This window comes from Sandarakinorhabdus sp., from assembly GCF_032115815.1.
Lineage (GTDB): Bacteria > Pseudomonadota > Alphaproteobacteria > Sphingomonadales > Sphingomonadaceae > Sandarakinorhabdus.
Window position 1 is genome coordinate 21,092 of the sequence record NZ_JAUMBI010000088.1, and the last position, 13,636, is coordinate 34,727.

22 protein-coding genes are annotated in these 13,636 nt (G+C 65.3%); 5 read left to right on the forward strand and 17 right to left on the reverse strand.

Annotation, left to right across the window (positions count from 1 at the left end):
- The first annotated feature begins 35 nt into the window (after positions 1-35).
- Positions 36-1,106, forward strand: coding sequence for a glycerophosphodiester phosphodiesterase (locus tag RT662_RS05425; RefSeq protein WP_313669688.1), 1,071 nt, complete (start codon positions 36-38; stop codon positions 1,104-1,106).
- Between the two features lie 63 nt (positions 1,107-1,169).
- Here RT662_RS05425 and RT662_RS05430 read toward each other — a convergent pair whose 3' ends face one another.
- From RT662_RS05430 to RT662_RS05485, 12 genes are all read right to left on the reverse strand, one after another.
- Positions 1,170-1,607: a PaaI family thioesterase gene (locus tag RT662_RS05430; protein ID WP_313669689.1), complete on the reverse strand. Its 438-nt coding sequence runs from the start codon at positions 1,605-1,607 to the stop codon at positions 1,170-1,172.
- On the reverse strand, positions 1,604-2,056 hold the full coding sequence (locus tag RT662_RS05435) for a PaaI family thioesterase (protein WP_313669690.1): 453 nt from the start codon (positions 2,054-2,056) through the stop codon (positions 1,604-1,606). Before RT662_RS05435 ends, RT662_RS05430 begins: the two co-directional genes overlap by 4 nt.
- Positions 2,053-2,475, reverse strand: coding sequence for a SufE family protein (locus RT662_RS05440; protein WP_313669691.1), 423 nt, complete (start codon positions 2,473-2,475; stop codon positions 2,053-2,055). The genes RT662_RS05435 and RT662_RS05440 overlap by 4 nt, the downstream gene beginning before the upstream one ends.
- Positions 2,476-2,524: 49 nt before the next feature.
- Positions 2,525-2,758 (reverse strand): hypothetical protein, encoded by a 234-nt coding sequence (locus RT662_RS05445; protein WP_313669692.1) that lies wholly within the window; start codon positions 2,756-2,758, stop codon positions 2,525-2,527.
- 17 nt (positions 2,759-2,775) lie between these two features.
- The gene (locus RT662_RS05450) at positions 2,776-3,027 is read right to left on the reverse strand and encodes a hypothetical protein (RefSeq protein WP_313669693.1); all 252 of its coding nucleotides are present in this window, start codon (positions 3,025-3,027) and stop codon (positions 2,776-2,778) included.
- Positions 3,028-3,083: 56 nt separating this feature from the next.
- On the reverse strand, positions 3,084-3,410 hold the full coding sequence (locus RT662_RS05455) for a hypothetical protein (protein ID WP_313669694.1): 327 nt from the start codon (positions 3,408-3,410) through the stop codon (positions 3,084-3,086).
- Between the two features lie 13 nt (positions 3,411-3,423).
- Positions 3,424-3,702 (reverse strand): hypothetical protein, encoded by a 279-nt coding sequence (locus tag RT662_RS05460; RefSeq protein WP_313669695.1) that lies wholly within the window; start codon positions 3,700-3,702, stop codon positions 3,424-3,426.
- Positions 3,703-3,712: 10 nt separating this feature from the next.
- Positions 3,713-4,093 (reverse strand): envelope stress response membrane protein PspC, encoded by a 381-nt coding sequence (pspC, locus tag RT662_RS05465; RefSeq protein ID WP_313669696.1) that lies wholly within the window; start codon positions 4,091-4,093, stop codon positions 3,713-3,715.
- 49 nt (positions 4,094-4,142) lie between these two features.
- Positions 4,143-4,331 carry a PspC domain-containing protein gene (locus RT662_RS05470; protein ID WP_313669697.1) on the reverse strand — a complete coding sequence of 63 codons (189 nt, stop codon included), beginning with the start codon at positions 4,329-4,331 and terminating at the stop codon, positions 4,143-4,145.
- A gap of 30 nt (positions 4,332-4,361) precedes the next feature.
- Positions 4,362-4,625, reverse strand: coding sequence for an envelope stress response membrane protein PspB (gene pspB, locus RT662_RS05475; RefSeq protein ID WP_313669698.1), 264 nt, complete (start codon positions 4,623-4,625; stop codon positions 4,362-4,364).
- 3 nt (positions 4,626-4,628) lie between these two features.
- Positions 4,629-5,306 carry a phage shock protein PspA gene (pspA, locus tag RT662_RS05480; RefSeq protein WP_313669725.1) on the reverse strand — a complete coding sequence of 226 codons (678 nt, stop codon included), beginning with the start codon at positions 5,304-5,306 and terminating at the stop codon, positions 4,629-4,631.
- Positions 5,307-5,419: 113 nt separating this feature from the next.
- Positions 5,420-5,557 carry a hypothetical protein gene (locus RT662_RS05485; RefSeq protein ID WP_313669699.1) on the reverse strand — a complete coding sequence of 46 codons (138 nt, stop codon included), beginning with the start codon at positions 5,555-5,557 and terminating at the stop codon, positions 5,420-5,422.
- Positions 5,558-5,734: 177 nt separating this feature from the next.
- Between RT662_RS05485 and pspF the strand changes: the two genes are divergently transcribed.
- Positions 5,735-6,781, forward strand: a complete 1,047-nt coding sequence (pspF, locus tag RT662_RS05490; RefSeq protein WP_313669700.1) for a phage shock protein operon transcriptional activator — start codon at positions 5,735-5,737, stop codon at positions 6,779-6,781.
- A 3-nt stretch (positions 6,782-6,784) separates the two neighbouring features.
- Here the strand turns inward: pspF and RT662_RS05495 are convergent, their stop codons facing one another.
- Positions 6,785-7,411 (reverse strand): inner membrane-spanning protein YciB, encoded by a 627-nt coding sequence (locus RT662_RS05495; protein WP_313669701.1) that lies wholly within the window; start codon positions 7,409-7,411, stop codon positions 6,785-6,787.
- A gap of 79 nt (positions 7,412-7,490) precedes the next feature.
- Between RT662_RS05495 and ccmA the strand changes: the two genes are divergently transcribed.
- From ccmA to RT662_RS05510, 3 genes are all read left to right on the forward strand, one after another.
- The gene (gene ccmA, locus RT662_RS05500) at positions 7,491-8,063 is read left to right on the forward strand and encodes a heme ABC exporter ATP-binding protein CcmA (RefSeq protein WP_313669702.1); all 573 of its coding nucleotides are present in this window, start codon (positions 7,491-7,493) and stop codon (positions 8,061-8,063) included.
- A complete protein-coding gene (ccmB, locus tag RT662_RS05505) occupies positions 8,063-8,689 on the forward strand; it encodes a heme exporter protein CcmB (protein ID WP_313669703.1) in 627 nt (208 codons plus the stop codon). The genes ccmA and ccmB overlap by 1 nt, the downstream gene beginning before the upstream one ends.
- An 86-nt stretch (positions 8,690-8,775) precedes the next feature.
- Entirely contained in the window at positions 8,776-9,297 is a 522-nt protein-coding gene (locus tag RT662_RS05510) for a cytochrome c family protein (RefSeq protein ID WP_313669704.1), read from the forward strand.
- 36 nt (positions 9,298-9,333) lie between these two features.
- On the opposite strand, the gene RT662_RS05515 is transcribed toward RT662_RS05510, so the two are convergent.
- The 4 genes from RT662_RS05515 to chlG are packed head-to-tail and all read right to left on the reverse strand — an operon-like array spanning position 9,334 to position 13,344.
- On the reverse strand, positions 9,334-9,825 hold the full coding sequence (locus RT662_RS05515; RefSeq protein ID WP_313669705.1) for a TspO/MBR family protein: 492 nt from the start codon (positions 9,823-9,825) through the stop codon (positions 9,334-9,336).
- Between the two features lie 41 nt (positions 9,826-9,866).
- On the reverse strand, positions 9,867-11,114 hold the full coding sequence (locus tag RT662_RS05520) for a geranylgeranyl diphosphate reductase (protein WP_313669706.1): 1,248 nt from the start codon (positions 11,112-11,114) through the stop codon (positions 9,867-9,869).
- Entirely contained in the window at positions 11,111-12,430 is a 1,320-nt protein-coding gene (locus RT662_RS05525) for a BCD family MFS transporter (RefSeq protein ID WP_313669707.1), read from the reverse strand. Before RT662_RS05525 ends, RT662_RS05520 begins: the two co-directional genes overlap by 4 nt.
- Positions 12,427-13,344, reverse strand: a complete 918-nt coding sequence (gene chlG, locus RT662_RS05530; RefSeq protein WP_313669708.1) for a chlorophyll synthase ChlG — start codon at positions 13,342-13,344, stop codon at positions 12,427-12,429. Before chlG ends, RT662_RS05525 begins: the two co-directional genes overlap by 4 nt.
- Positions 13,345-13,636: the final 292 nt, after the last annotated feature.

A 13,636-nucleotide genomic window follows, 5' to 3' on the forward strand; every position in this document is an offset into this window, starting at 1 on the left:
TTTTTCCTGTCACGCTGGCCAGCTAGGCGTTAGTTATGATGCGTCTGATCCTTGCTCCACTGGTGTTGCTCCTGATGGCTGCTGCCCCCTTGAAACCTGCGCCCCTGCCGGCCGGACCGCCGGCCCCGCCGATCATCATCGCGCATCGCGGTGCCAGCGCCGAACGGCCGGAACACACGCTGGCCGCCTATGAACGCGCCATCGAACAGGGCGCCGATTTCATCGAGCCCGACCTGGTACCGACGAAAGACCATCAGCTGGTGGCCCGGCACGAGAACGAGATCGGCGGTACTACCGATGTGGCGGCCCACCCGGAATTCGCTGGCCGCAAGACGACGAAGACCATCGACGGCGAGGCGATGACCGGCTGGTTCACCGAGGATTTCATCCTGGCCGAACTGAAGACGCTGCGCGCGAAGGAACGCCTGCCGCAGCTGCGCCCGGCCAATGCGGAATTTGATGGCCAGTTCGAAATCCCGACACTGGCCGAAATCATATCGCTGGCCAAATCGGCCTCGGCCCGCACCGGGCGCACCATCGGCATCTATCCCGAAACCAAGCATCCCAGCTATTTCCGCGGGATTGGCCTGCCGCTGGAACCCGTGTTGCTGGCCGAACTGGCGAAGGCCGGCTGGACGACGCGCGATGCGCCGGTGTTCATCCAGAGTTTTGAAGTCGATAATCTCAAGGCGTTGAAAGGCCAGACGGGCGTGCGGTTGATCCAGCTGATGGGATCAACCGGCAAATCGGCTGATGGCTATGATTATGCCACGCTGGCCAGTGCCGAAGGGCTGAAGACGGTGGCGGCTTATGCTGCGGGCATCGGGCCGGAACGGGTGATGATCATTCCGCGCGGGCCCGATGGCCGCTTGGCTCAGCCGACCAGCCTGGTGAGTGATGCCCATGAAGTAGGGCTGGAGGTGCATCCGTGGACCTTCCGGCCGGAGAATTACTTCCTGCCCGAAGGCCTGAAATCCGGCAGCGATCCGCGCGCGCCCGGCGATGTGGACAGTGAAATCCGCACCTATCTCGCCACCGGCATCGACGGCCTGTTCAGCGATTCAACCGCAGCGGCGGTCAAGGCATTGGCCCAGCCCCAACGCTGACCAAATGAAAGTGGGTGCAGGGGCTCAGCCCCTGCCCGCCGGAGGCCTTCTTCTACTGATTTATCAGCGCTCGGGCCAATCCAGCACGAAATTGATGTGCGCCGCCGCGATCGGCTTGTCGCGGCTGCCCTGCCAGGCTTGCGCATGCACATTGACCACGCGGCGGCCCAGCTTGGTGATGCTGGCGGCCGCACGGGTTTCCTGAGTCGCGCCTTCGCGCATGAAATCCACCGTTACTGTCACCGGGCGCACGCGGGGCAAGGCTTCGCCTTCCGGCTGGGCGGCGATCACGGTGAGCAGGCCCGCCAGTTCCAACAGGCCGCCGATGGAACCGCCATGCAGGCGGCCGGGCGAGCCGATCAGGGATTCGGCAAAGGGCATCACCAGCTGCAATTCCTCGCCCACCCGTTCGAACGACAGATCGAGCAGGGCGGCATAGGGCAGCAGATCGAGCCTCCCCGTAGGCTGGCGCAGCAGGGTGGCGAGCGCGGGCGACGTCATTGCCAGCCTCCGGCCAGTTTGGAGGCGGAAAACATGAAGGTGCCCGTCACATGCGCGATCGGATCGGCCGGATCGCCATCATGGGCCAGGCCGCGCACGAAGGCGATCTGGCGGGTCATCCGGTAACATTCGCCGCGCGCCGTCACTGTGGCTTCGGCCTTGGGGCTGCGCACATAATCGGTGCGCAGATCGAGCGTGGCGTGCGGTTCAAAGGCGCCGCGGGTGAGCATGGAGGCCATGCCGACGCAGGTATCCATCAGCGTGATGATCGGCCCGGACGCCCAGATGCCATGATCGGGATCGACCAGCAGATGCGGCGCATAGGGCAGTTGCAGCTCCACCCAGTTGTTCCCGTTGGCGATGAAGCGCAGGCCCAGTTGCTTGTTGTGCGGCACGCGGCCCAGGAACGGCCCCATGAACTGGCTCACCTGATCGGCAAATTCGCTCATGCCGCTGAACCCAAGGAGGCTCGCGCCAATGCATCGATGCGGCCGATCATGGAGGCGAGGCCCTGGGTGCGGTTGGAGGAGAGATGCTTCGACAGGCCGAGGCCATCCAGCCGCGCCTTGATATCGGCGGCGTCAATCGCGGCCGGGCGGCGGCCATCGGCCAGCATCAGCACCAGCGCGACAAGGCCCTTCACGATGGCGGCATCGCTGTCGGCGGCAAAGCGCAGCACGTCGCCCTCGCGCGTGGGGTGGAGCCAGACTTGTGACGCACAACCGCGCACCTTGTTGGCGTCGGTTTTCAGGGCGGGATCCATCGCTGGCAGGGCCTGGCCCAGCGCGATGATCAACCGATAGCGGTCGTCCCAATCGTCGAAGGCTTCGAATTCGGCCTCGACATCATCGAAAGTGGTGATGGCCATGACCGCAGCCCATGAAGGGGCAAATGGGCTGCGGTCAAGACCTGTGACGTTACAGGTCAACACCTGCGGCGATGGCTTCCAGCTTGCGGATGCGTTCCTTCAGGTCGGCAAGATCGATGCGCTGGCCAACGGCGGGCAATTCGGATTGCTGCGGCCGGGCTTCGATCTCGCGCAGCTTTAGGCGCAACCAGCCAGACCAGCCCCAGGCGGCAAGGCCGCCCAGCATGGCCAAGCCCGTCAGGGTGGCGGTGGACAGGATCAGGAGGGAATCAGCCGGGGGCATGGTGTGTCTCCTCTCGCTCAATCGTTTTTCAGGGATTCGATTTCATCGGAAAGCCGCTTGGCCGGATCGGTGGCCAGGCGTTCCAGCACGCGAATGCGGTCGTTCAGCCGGGCGACTTCGGATTGCAGGCGCAGATTCTCGCCGCTGTCGGCAGCCGGCAGTTCGCCCCTTGAGGTGCGGCGCTGGTCCTTGCTGCCGTAGCGGCTCGACAGCACTTTCCCAATCGTGACGATGGCCACGATCAACACCACCATTTCAAACGGATTCATGTGCCTGTTTCCTTGTCTACCGGCCTAAGACTGAGCGGGGGGGCTGGCTGGATTGGTCAATTCAATTGCTTGGTGGCCAGGCTGTCGATTTCGGCGGCCAGCATGCTGGGCTTGTCGGTGGCGATGCGTTCCAGCACGGCCATGCGATCCTTCAGGCTGCCCAGTTCAGCACGCAGCTGGGCGTTTTCCTGGCTGATCAGCCGGATGCGCTCCATCGCTTCGCCACCGCCGTTGGGATACATCGGCTTGCCCCAGCTGTTTTCCAGCGGGTAGCCGTTCTTCACCTTCATCCAGGTGGTGACCACCCAGGCGCCCATGCTGGCGATCACGGCAACCACGCCCACCGGCGCAATTGCTTCGATAATCGAGGGGTCGAGAGCCATGCTATTCAGCCTTTCAATTCAGTTGCTTGGGTGCATCGCGCAGCGCTTCGATCTGCACGGCAAGGCTCTCGTTGCGATCAGTGACGATGCGGTTGAGCACGGCCACCCGTTCCTCCAGAACCGCGATGCGGCCCGCATATTGGGCGGCCTGTTCGGCGGTGGCGTTGGCCGTCACTTCCAGCTGCTTTTCCTTCAGCTTCAGCCATTTGCTGATCGTGTTCGAGGCAATGGCAACGATCGGGATCGAAAAGATCAGGATCGGGATCAGCGCGTAGATGACATCTTCGTCCATGGCTCGATCCTCAACGCAGCTTTTCGATTTCGTCGGCCAGCTGGCGGCTGTCGCTGGTCAGGTGATATTCCAGATCGCGCAGGCGGCGATCGGCATCGCGGAACTGGGCGTTCACATCGCGCAGGGTGCGCTTGGGCGCCACCCGCACGTCGCGCCAGAATTCCACGCGTTCCGGGCTTTGATCATACAGCGTGTTCGGCTTGGCATTGGCGATCCAGCCGATGGCCAGATAGGCCAGGATGGTGGAACCGCCGCCCATGATGGCGCCCAGGGCAAAGCCGATGCGGACGAGCGTGACATCCCAGCCGAAATAATCGGCGATGCCGGCGCAAACGCCCATGATCTTGCCGTTGCGTTTGTCGAGGTAGAAGCGGGTGCGGCTTTCAGACATTTCGAATTTCCCTGTTGGCCGGCGCTGACGAAGGCGCCGGAGTGGCGGGTCAATGGGTGGAGGGCGCGATGAGCGCGATCAGCAGGTACAGGATCACCGGCGAGCCAAAGCCGAACACGGCGGCAGCGACGAACCCAACGCGAACCAGCGTGGCATCCCAGCCGAAATAGTTGGCGATTCCGGCGCACACACCGAGGATCTTGCCTTCGGTCTTGTTGACGAGAAACTGGCGGCTCATTGTTTTGGCCTCCTTGGGCCGGTTGCCGGTTCAGCGCAGCTGGCGGCGTTGATCGGACATGTCGGCGATCCGGCTGTCCTTCCAATTGGGGTTGTCGGCGGCGATGATGCGCTCGACGGTGTCGATGCGCTGGTCGAGCCGGCGGGCGAGATCGTGGAGTTCATCGAGCAGCGCTTCATCCTGGCTGCTGATGCCGGTCTGGCTCTTCCACTTGGTCAGGTAGTGGAGGATCATGCCGGGCAGGCCGATGAACAGCATGCCGACAACGGCGACGGGAACGATGACATCTTCCATGGCTTAGCCCTCCGTTTTGCCGAGCCGCGCCTTCATGGCGGCGATTTCGGCATCCACTTCATCGTTGTCCTGCAACGCGGCGAATTCATCCGACAGGCTGCGGGTGCCGGTGCCATCGGCCAGGCCCAGCGCGTCGGCGCGGCCTTCGGCCATGTCGGCACGGCGTTCCAGCACTTCAAAGCGGCTGAAGGCCTCTTCCACGCGCGGCCCGCGGATCATCTCGCGCAGCTTCGAACGCTGGGTGGCGCTCTCGATGCGGTTGATCAGTGCGTTCTGGCGGTTGCGGGCTTCGCGCAGCTTCGATTCCAGCTTGGCGATATCCGCTTCGTTCAGCGACAGCGTTTCGTTCAAGAGATCGATCTCCACCTGGGTGGTGTCGATGAAGCCCTTGGCCTTGTTCTTTTCGACCAGCGCGGCCTTGGCCAGATCCTCACGACCCTTGGAAAGAGCGAGTTCGGCCTTGTCCTGCCAATCCTGCACGGCCTGCGTGGCCTTGATCATGGCGCGCTTCATTTCCTTCTGATCAGCGATGGTGCGGGCGGCAGACGCGCGAACTTCCACCAGCGTTTCCTCCATCTCCATGATGATCATGCGGATCATCTTGGCCGGGTCTTCAGCCCGGTCGAGAAGGTCGGTCACGTTGGCAGCGATGATATCGCGGGTGCGTGAAAAAATGCCCATTGGTCTGATCTCCAGAAATTCGAACTTGGTCTTCGTCAGCGTCGGGACCGGGGCCGGCTCCACCAGGAGGGGGCGGGCGAGGGGAACCAAGGCCCCGGTCATCGTTGCGCTGTTCACGCAACGATATCGCTGTTCACGGCCGGCGTCACCATGGCAGGGCCAGTGGCGGCGGCGACAAAGCTGGTGCCGATCAGCAGGGCGGCCACCAGGGCCATCATGTTGCTGCCGAAGCTGTTGTAGAAAGCGCTCATTGTTGTTCTCCTGTTGTGTGGCGGCGGGGGGTGCCGCTCATGCCAGATGTACTGCATGGGTCGTGCCAAGTGCCGTTTACACCGCAACATATTGAAATTATTGGATTGAAGAAGGGCGCGCCATTTTTTTGACTAGCGGGAATTGCCAAACATCGGGAAATTGTGCCAACTCATCGCATGGCCGCTCCAGCCCAGATGATTGGCAGCTCCTTGAGCTTCCTCGATGCCGTTGAACGCGCGTCGGCGGCGGCTGCCTTGAACCGCCCGGTGCTGGTGATTGGCGAGCGCGGCACCGGCAAGGAACTGATCGCCGATCGTCTGCACCGCCTCAGCCCACGCTGGTCGCAAACATTGGTGAGTCTCAATTGCGCGGCGCTGCCGGAAAATCTGATCGATGCCGAATTGTTCGGCTATGAACCCGGCGCCTTCACCGGGGCGCAGCGGGCGCGGGCCGGCCGGTTCGAGGATGCCGATGGCGGCACGCTGTTCCTGGATGAAATCGGCACGCTGTCATCCCAGGCGCAGGAACGCCTGCTGCGCGTGGTGGAATATGGCGAGCTGACCCGGCTGGGATCGAACAAGCCGATCAGTGTGGATGTGCGGCTGGTTGGCGCCACCAACGAGGATCTGCCCGGCCTGGTGGCGCGCGGGCGCTTCCGCGCCGATCTGCTCGACCGGCTGAGCTTCGAGGTGATCACCCTGCCGCCCTTGCGGGAACGGGCGGAGGATATCGACATCTTGGCGCTGCATTTCGCCCGCCGCATGGCCGCCGAACTGGGCTGGCCACGCTTTCCCGGCTTCACGTCGAAGGTGCAGGAACAGCTGGCGACCTGGGCCTGGCCGGGTAATGTGCGCGAACTGAAGAATGTGGTGGAACGCGCGCTCTACCGCTGGGGCGATGCCGAAACGCCGGTGGGGCAATTGGTGATCGATCCGTTCGAATCGCCGTGGCGGCCAACCTCCAGTCATGTTCTGCCCCACCCTGCGCCGGCAGCCACCGCTGCGCCCAGTATCAGCCCCGTCGATACCGCCGCCGCCATGCCGGCACCGCGACTGGAGAGCGTCACCGATTTGCGGGGCGCGGTGGCGGCCTATGAAAAGGACATATTGGAGTGCGCGCTTGAAAAGCACCGCCACAACCAACGCCGCACCGCTGCCGCGCTCAACCTCACCTATGACCAACTGCGGCACGCGTTGAAGCGGCACGGGCTGTTGGGGGAGTGAGGGTCAATCCAGTTTCAGGCCATGTTTGGCCAACAAGGGCCCCTGGGCGAGGGTGAAGGCGAAGATCGCCACGGTGACGCCCCACACCTTGAAGCTGAGCCAGTCATCATAGCCGAGCATGCGCCGCGCCGTTTCGTTGGCGATCAGCAGCGCGATGAAGAAGATCGCCCAGTTGCGGGTGAGCAGGCGCCAGCCCGTGTCGGTCAGGCCGGGCAGCGCATCTTCCATCACCAGCTGCAGGGTCGGCCGGCCGGTGGCGAGGCCGCCGAACAGCAGCAGGGCGAACACGCCGTAGATAATGGTGGGCTTCAGCTGGATGAAGGCCTTGTCCTGCAGCCACACGGTCAGCCCGCCGAACAGCACGACGATCACCGTGGTGAAGATCATCGCGGCGGGCAGATGGCGGGTCTTGCCCCAGTGCCAAAGCGCCGCAATGAGCGTGGCGATCACGAACACGCCGGTGCCTACGACGGCGCTGGCCACTTCTGCATCAGCAAGGCCCGGCAACTGGCCCTGCTCGTGCAGCGCCTTGCCCAGTTTGCTGGCGCCAAAGAACAGCAGCAGCGGGCCAAAATTGATGGCCATGCGGGCGGTGGTTGAAAGCTGCGGGCGGTTGGCGGCGGGGGGCATGATGGCAGTGATAGCCAAGAACGCGGCACACGTCACCTGTGGGGGTGACGAAGCGGGGCCAAGCCATTAAGCCGGAGCCGTGGTGAACGCGCTCGTGATCGACAATCTGGCCTGCCGGCGGGGCGGGCGCCTGCTGTTCGACGCCGTGTCGGCGCGGGTGGAGCCGGGCGGTGCGCTGCTGCTCACCGGGCCGAACGGCGCCGGCAAATCCTCGCTGTTGCGGTTATTGGCCGGCTTGCTGCGTGCCGAGGCCGGCAGCGTGTCCGGCGGTGGCCGCCGCGCCTTTGCCGGGCATGAGGTTGCACTGAAACCGCGCCATAGCCTGGGGGCGGAGCTGGACTATTGGGCGCGGCTGGATGGCGGGCGGGATCGCCTGGCCGCGGCGCTAGCGGCGATGAACCTGGCGGGTCTGGTAGATGTGCCGTGCCGGCATCTGTCCTCCGGCCAGAAACGCCGCGCCGCGATTGCGCGGGTGATTGCTGCTGGCGCTGAATGCTGGTTGCTGGACGAGCCCACAGCCGGGCTCGATGCGGCATCCGCCGGCCTGCTGACGGCAGCAATGGCCCAGCATCGGGCAGCAGGCGGCCTCATCGTGGCAGCGGTTCATGGCGATATCGGCCTGGCTGATGCAGCGACACTGCGGCTTGGCTGATGTTTCTCACGCTCCTCCACCGCGATCTCATGGCTATCGCCCGCTCCCCGGCACTGTGGCTGCCGGTGATGTTTTTCGTGCTGGCCGCCGCGCTCTTCCCCTTCGCCGTGGGCCCCGATGCCCGCCTGCTCGCCCGCATCGCGCCCGGCATCATCTGGGTTTCCGCTCTGCTCGCCAGCCTGTTGCCGGTCGAAACCCTGCTGGCCCCCGACGTGGAGGATGGCAGCATCGATCAGCTGATTGCCCGCGGCATCGCGCTGGAGCTGGTGTGCGCCGCGCGCATCCTGGCGCACTGGGTGGGCTTTGCCGTGCCGCTGCTGGCGGCGTTGCCGGTGGCGGGCGTGCTTCTCGGCCTGTCAGCGGATGATGGCACCCGCATCGCCATCGCCCTGGCGCTCGGCACCCCGGCGCTGGCCAGCCTCGCCGTAGTGGCCGCCGCGCTCACCGCCGGACTGAAAGGCGGCGGCGCGCTGGCCGGGCTGATCGTGCTGCCGCTGGCGCTGCCGGTGCTGATCTTCGGTGTTGGCAGCGATGTGGCGGGTGCGTTCCGGCTGCTGGCAGCGGCCAGCCTCGTGGCGCTGGCCGTGGGGCCGTTCGCGGCGGCGGCGGCGCTCCGTCCCGAATAGGCGGCTGCTGGTCGCCATTCATTGGCCGGAAACATGACGTTGTGGTAATGTATTTTCCTCTGCATTTTGCAAAGGAGAATTGCCCCATGCGCGACCTCACCCTGTCCGGCCTCACCCTTTTGGCCCTGCTCACGACGGCCTGCGGCGGCGCTGACAAGCCCGCTGAAACGCCGGCCGCCGAGACGCCGGCGGTGGAAGCTCCGGGCGCACCTGCAGCAGAAGCCCCGGCCGCACCGGCAGCAGAGCCGGCCGCTGTTCCTGCAGCCGCTCCGGCTCCGGCGGCCGTAACCTACGCATCGCTCACCGGCGATGCCGTCAAGGGCGAGAAGGTCTTTGCCCAGTGCAAGGCCTGCCACGTCGCCGAGGCTGGCAAGAACCGTGTTGGCCCGTCGCTGTGGGCCGTGGTCGGCCGCACGGCCGGCAGCATCGCCGGCTTCAACTACAGCAAAGCCAACAAGGACAGTGGCGTGACCTGGAGCGAGGACGTGCTGTTCACCTATCTCGAAGCCCCGGCGAAGTTCATGCCCGGTACCCGCATGGCGTTCGGCGGCCTGAAGCAGGCGCAGGACCGTGCAGACGTGATCGCCTTTTTGAAGACGAAGGCCTGAGTCATCTGGCGGCGGCCCGGTTTCTGGGCCGCCGCTTCAGAACGGTCCGTTCAACTCCACGATCGCCCGATTGAGCATGGCGGCAAAGCTCACCCACGCCAGATAGGGCAGCAGCAGCGCGGCGGCCGGACGCGAGATGCGCCAGAGCACCACGATCAGTGCGGCGATGCTGCTCCACAAGATGCCGACTTCCAGCGCGGCGTAATCCGGCCGGTGCAGGCGGAAGAAGAGGAAGCTCCACAACAGGTTGAGGAAGCCGTTGAGGGCAAACAGGCCGATGATGGCTTCGAACGCACCGGTGCTGCGCGCCGACAGCCAGGCTGTGGTGCCGGAAAAGGTGCACAGCATGAAAATGATGGTCCACGCCGGGCCAAACAGCCAGTTGGGCGGCGCCCACTCGGGTTGCTTCAGCGCCAGATACCACGGGCCGATATCGGTGATAGTGGCACCCACGGCCGCCGTGAAGGTCGCGGCCACCGCGGCAATGGCAGCGGGCAGCACCCAGGGAGATTCTGCAAATCGCGACATCGCTCCCGCCCTTCCCGCGCCGCGCCTGGCGTTCCGGCCGGTCAGACCTGCGCCCGTTTGCCGGCGCTGTCACCCTCGCGCACGCCGCCACCGGACAGGATGCCGGTGATCAGCTGCACGCTGTCCTTCAGGAAGATTTTCAGATGGGCTAGCGGCTTCTTGCGCGCCAGTTCCTTGTTCATATAGGCTTCCCAGGTCAGCTGCTGGATGTCCTTGTCCATGCACAGCTTCACGAACTTCTCGCGCATCGTGTCGCTGCGATACCACCACCACTGCATGATGCCGAGCACGCGGAACACGGTGCCGTGCGCCTTCAGGAAACGCTTGCGGGCCAGGCCCAGCTTGGCCGGATCACCGCTGGCCAGCGCTTCGGCGGCGGCCTTGGCAGCTTCGCGGCCAGCAGTCATCGCATAGAAAATGCCTTCGCCGCTGGCCGGCGCCACGCAGCCGGCGGCGTCACCCGCCACCACGACATCCTTGCCATTGTCCCACTTCTTGCGCGGGCGCAGCGGGATGGGAGCACCTTCCACCCGCACCGTCTTGCAGGTCTCCTCGGTCATGCCCAGTTCTTCGCGCAGCTTGCCGACGGCCTTGCGCAATTCAAAGCCCTGCACGGCGCTGCCGGTGCCGATGCTGGTCTTGGAACCATGCGGGAACACCCAGGCATAGAAATCCGGGCTGTGCTTACCTTGGTAGAAGACGTCGCAGCGGTCGCCGGCAAAGCCCTTGAAGCCTTCGGGCGGGCTGTCCACCACTTCGTGGTAGGCGGCGACGAAGGGCAGTTTCTCATCGGGCAGGGCCGCGCGGGCCACGGCCGAATTGCAGCCATCGCAGCCGATCAGCATTTTCGTCATCACCCGCACCGGCTCGGAACCCCGCGAAGCGCCCTTGGGGCGATACATCACGACGGCGGTGCCATCGGGTTCACGCTCCAGCCCTTCGAAGGTGCCATCGCGGCGATCGGCGCCATTCTTGGCGGCGCGGGCGCGTAGCCATTCATCGAACACGTCGCGATCGACCATGCCGACCCAGCCGCCTTCGCCCACCGGCATGTCCACTTCCCGGCCGGCGGGGCTGATCATGCGGGCGCTGTTGGCGGTGGTGCACAACTGCTCGATCGGCACGTCAAAGTCTTTCAACAGCCGCGGCGGCACCGCGCCGCCACAAGGCTTGATGCGGCCCATGCGATCCAGCAGCATCACCTTGTGCCCGGCCAGGGCCAGATCATTGGCCGCCGTTGCGCCCGATGGGCCGCCGCCAACCACCACAAAGTCGAACATCTCGGTCATGCTACCGCCTCTTCCAAATTCGGCCTGCCCGCCAGGTTGCTTCCCATCCGGTCATTCAACCGGAAAGCGATGATTGCCGCCAGCAGAAACAGCACGGCTTCAGCAGCAAACACCAATTCGAAGGCCGCGCCATCCGTGTGCAGGGCGGCGCGCAGGCGATCAACAGCAAAGGCACCGGCAAATCCACCGATACCGAAGGCTGCTGCTTGCGATGCGCCCCACAGGCCCATGCGGATGCCCTCGTGGCCCGGGCCACCGCGGCCGGCCAGTTCCAGCATCGATCCGATGGCGGCCACTGCGAACATGCCGTTGGCAAAACCCAGGACGGCCACATTGATCGACAGCGGCCAGCCCGGCCCGGCGCCTGCCGCCATGGCCAGCGCCGCCAGCGCCAGCGCCGAGGCGAAACAGCCGGCGACAATCCAGCGCTTCAGCTTCATGCCGGCGCGTCCACCAAAGGCATGGCCGCCCACGCCCACCAGGATCATGCCGGCCAGAACGCCTTGGTGCTGCACGCCCGACAGGCTGGTGGATTGGCCGGGCGTCATGCCGAAGACGAGGCCGGCGAACGGCTCCAGGATAAGATCCTGCATCGAATAGGCCAGCATCGAGAAGAAGACAAAGATGCTGAACAGCCGGGTAAGCGGGTCACCCCAGATGCCGCGCAGCGCCTCGCCAAAGGGGGCGGCTTCGCGCTTTTCCTCCGCTTGCGGCGCACCTTCGACTCCCCATACGGCGAGGCAGGCGACGCAGAAGGCAACGGCGACGACGCCGGCGGCGACCTGCAGCAGGCGCGCCGGCGAGAAGGGATCGAGCAGTGCGCCCGCCGTACCGGCCGAAATGACGATGCCGACGATCATCATGATCCAGGTCAGGCTGGCCGCGGCGGGCCGGCGCGCTTCGGCGGTACGGGTGGCCAGCAAGGCCAGCAGCGACGTGCCGGCCGCGCCGACGCCAATACCGATCATGGCATAGGCCAGCACAAGCGCAGCGAACACCGGCCAGAACGGCCCGGCCAATTGCGTCGTCGCAAAGGTGGCGAGGATGCCGCCGCCGCCCAGCACGGCCATGCCGCCGATGATCCACGGCGTGCGGCGCCAGCCGGCGTCACTGCCATGGCCCCATTTCGGGCGGGAAAGCTGGACGCCGTAATGAAAGGCGACCAGCCCGGCCGGCAGCGCGGCAGCCATGCTGTATTCCACCACCATGATGCGGTTGAGCAGCGACGATGCCAGCATGACGATGGCGCCAAGTGCGCTCTGCACCAGGCCCAGGCGGGCAATGCCGGGCCAGCTGAGTGGAGCCTGCGTGGTCACACGATCACCGACAGACCGAAGGCGCTCGTGAGCATGCCCAGCACATACAGCGTGGTGCCGGTGGCGTTGTAGAAGGGCGCATTGGCCGCCGGCGCGGCCAGCACGCGCTGCATCAGCACCACCTGCATGGCCAACGAAAACGCGACCATCGCCGAGGGCCAGTGCAAGCCCCAACGGGCCAGCAGGATGATCACCACCACCTGCGGCAGCGCCATCGTCCAGCAGGCGATTTCGGCGGCATTGCGTTCGCCCAGCTGCACCGGCAGCGAGTTGACCCCGGACTGGGCATCACCCTTCACCGCCTTGAAATCGTTGAGAACCATGATGCCGTGCGCGCCCAGCGCATACATGCACAGCACCCAGATGATGCGCGTATCGGGCATGCCGCCAGCCATTACCGCAGCGCCGGTGAACCAGCTCACCCCTTCATAGGCCGCCGCACACACCAGCGGGCCCATCCAGCCATCGGCCTTGAAGCGCAGCGGCGGCGCCGAATAGGCCCAGGCCATGGCAACGCCAACGATGGTGGCAAAACCGACCACCGGCCCCAGCGCAAAGCCGACGGCAAGGCTGATGATCGAGCCGATGCAGGCGATCGCCAGCCCCCAGCGGCCTGGAATGCGGCCCGACGGGATCGGGCGTTGCGGTTCGTTGATGGCGTCGACATGGCGATCGAACCAGTCGTTGATGGCCTGGCTGTTGCCGCACACCAACGGGCCGGCCAGCATCATGCCGGCGATCAGCAGCCCCCAGCGATCCGCCATCGGCACGCCAGACGAGACCACCCCGCACATGAAGGCCCACATTGGCGGGAACCAGGTGACCGGCTTCAACAGCTCTAGCACATCGCGTGGCCGCAGCACGGCGCGCGGCGGCAATGGCTGGGCGGCCACGGGTGGGGGGACATGTTCCATGTTGTGCAAACTAGTCGTGACCCATGAAGGGCGTCAACGCCGGCCCGCCCGCCCGATGCCCTGTCCAGCCAGCTTCTACCGCATTACCGGGCTGCATCGGCCATCCGATTGCGACACCCTGCCACAGGCCAGGCCAAGGCGATGGGCCGCGCCGTTGCCTGGCCGCGGCCTTCGTCGCCGGTTTTGCACTGGTGCGGCCATGCCGCGAACCTGAACGCTGCGCCTGCGGCCGACCCGGTTTTGGCTGAGCCGTTGATTGGCAAGGCCGATTGCTACGCTGGGCTCGCAGAGT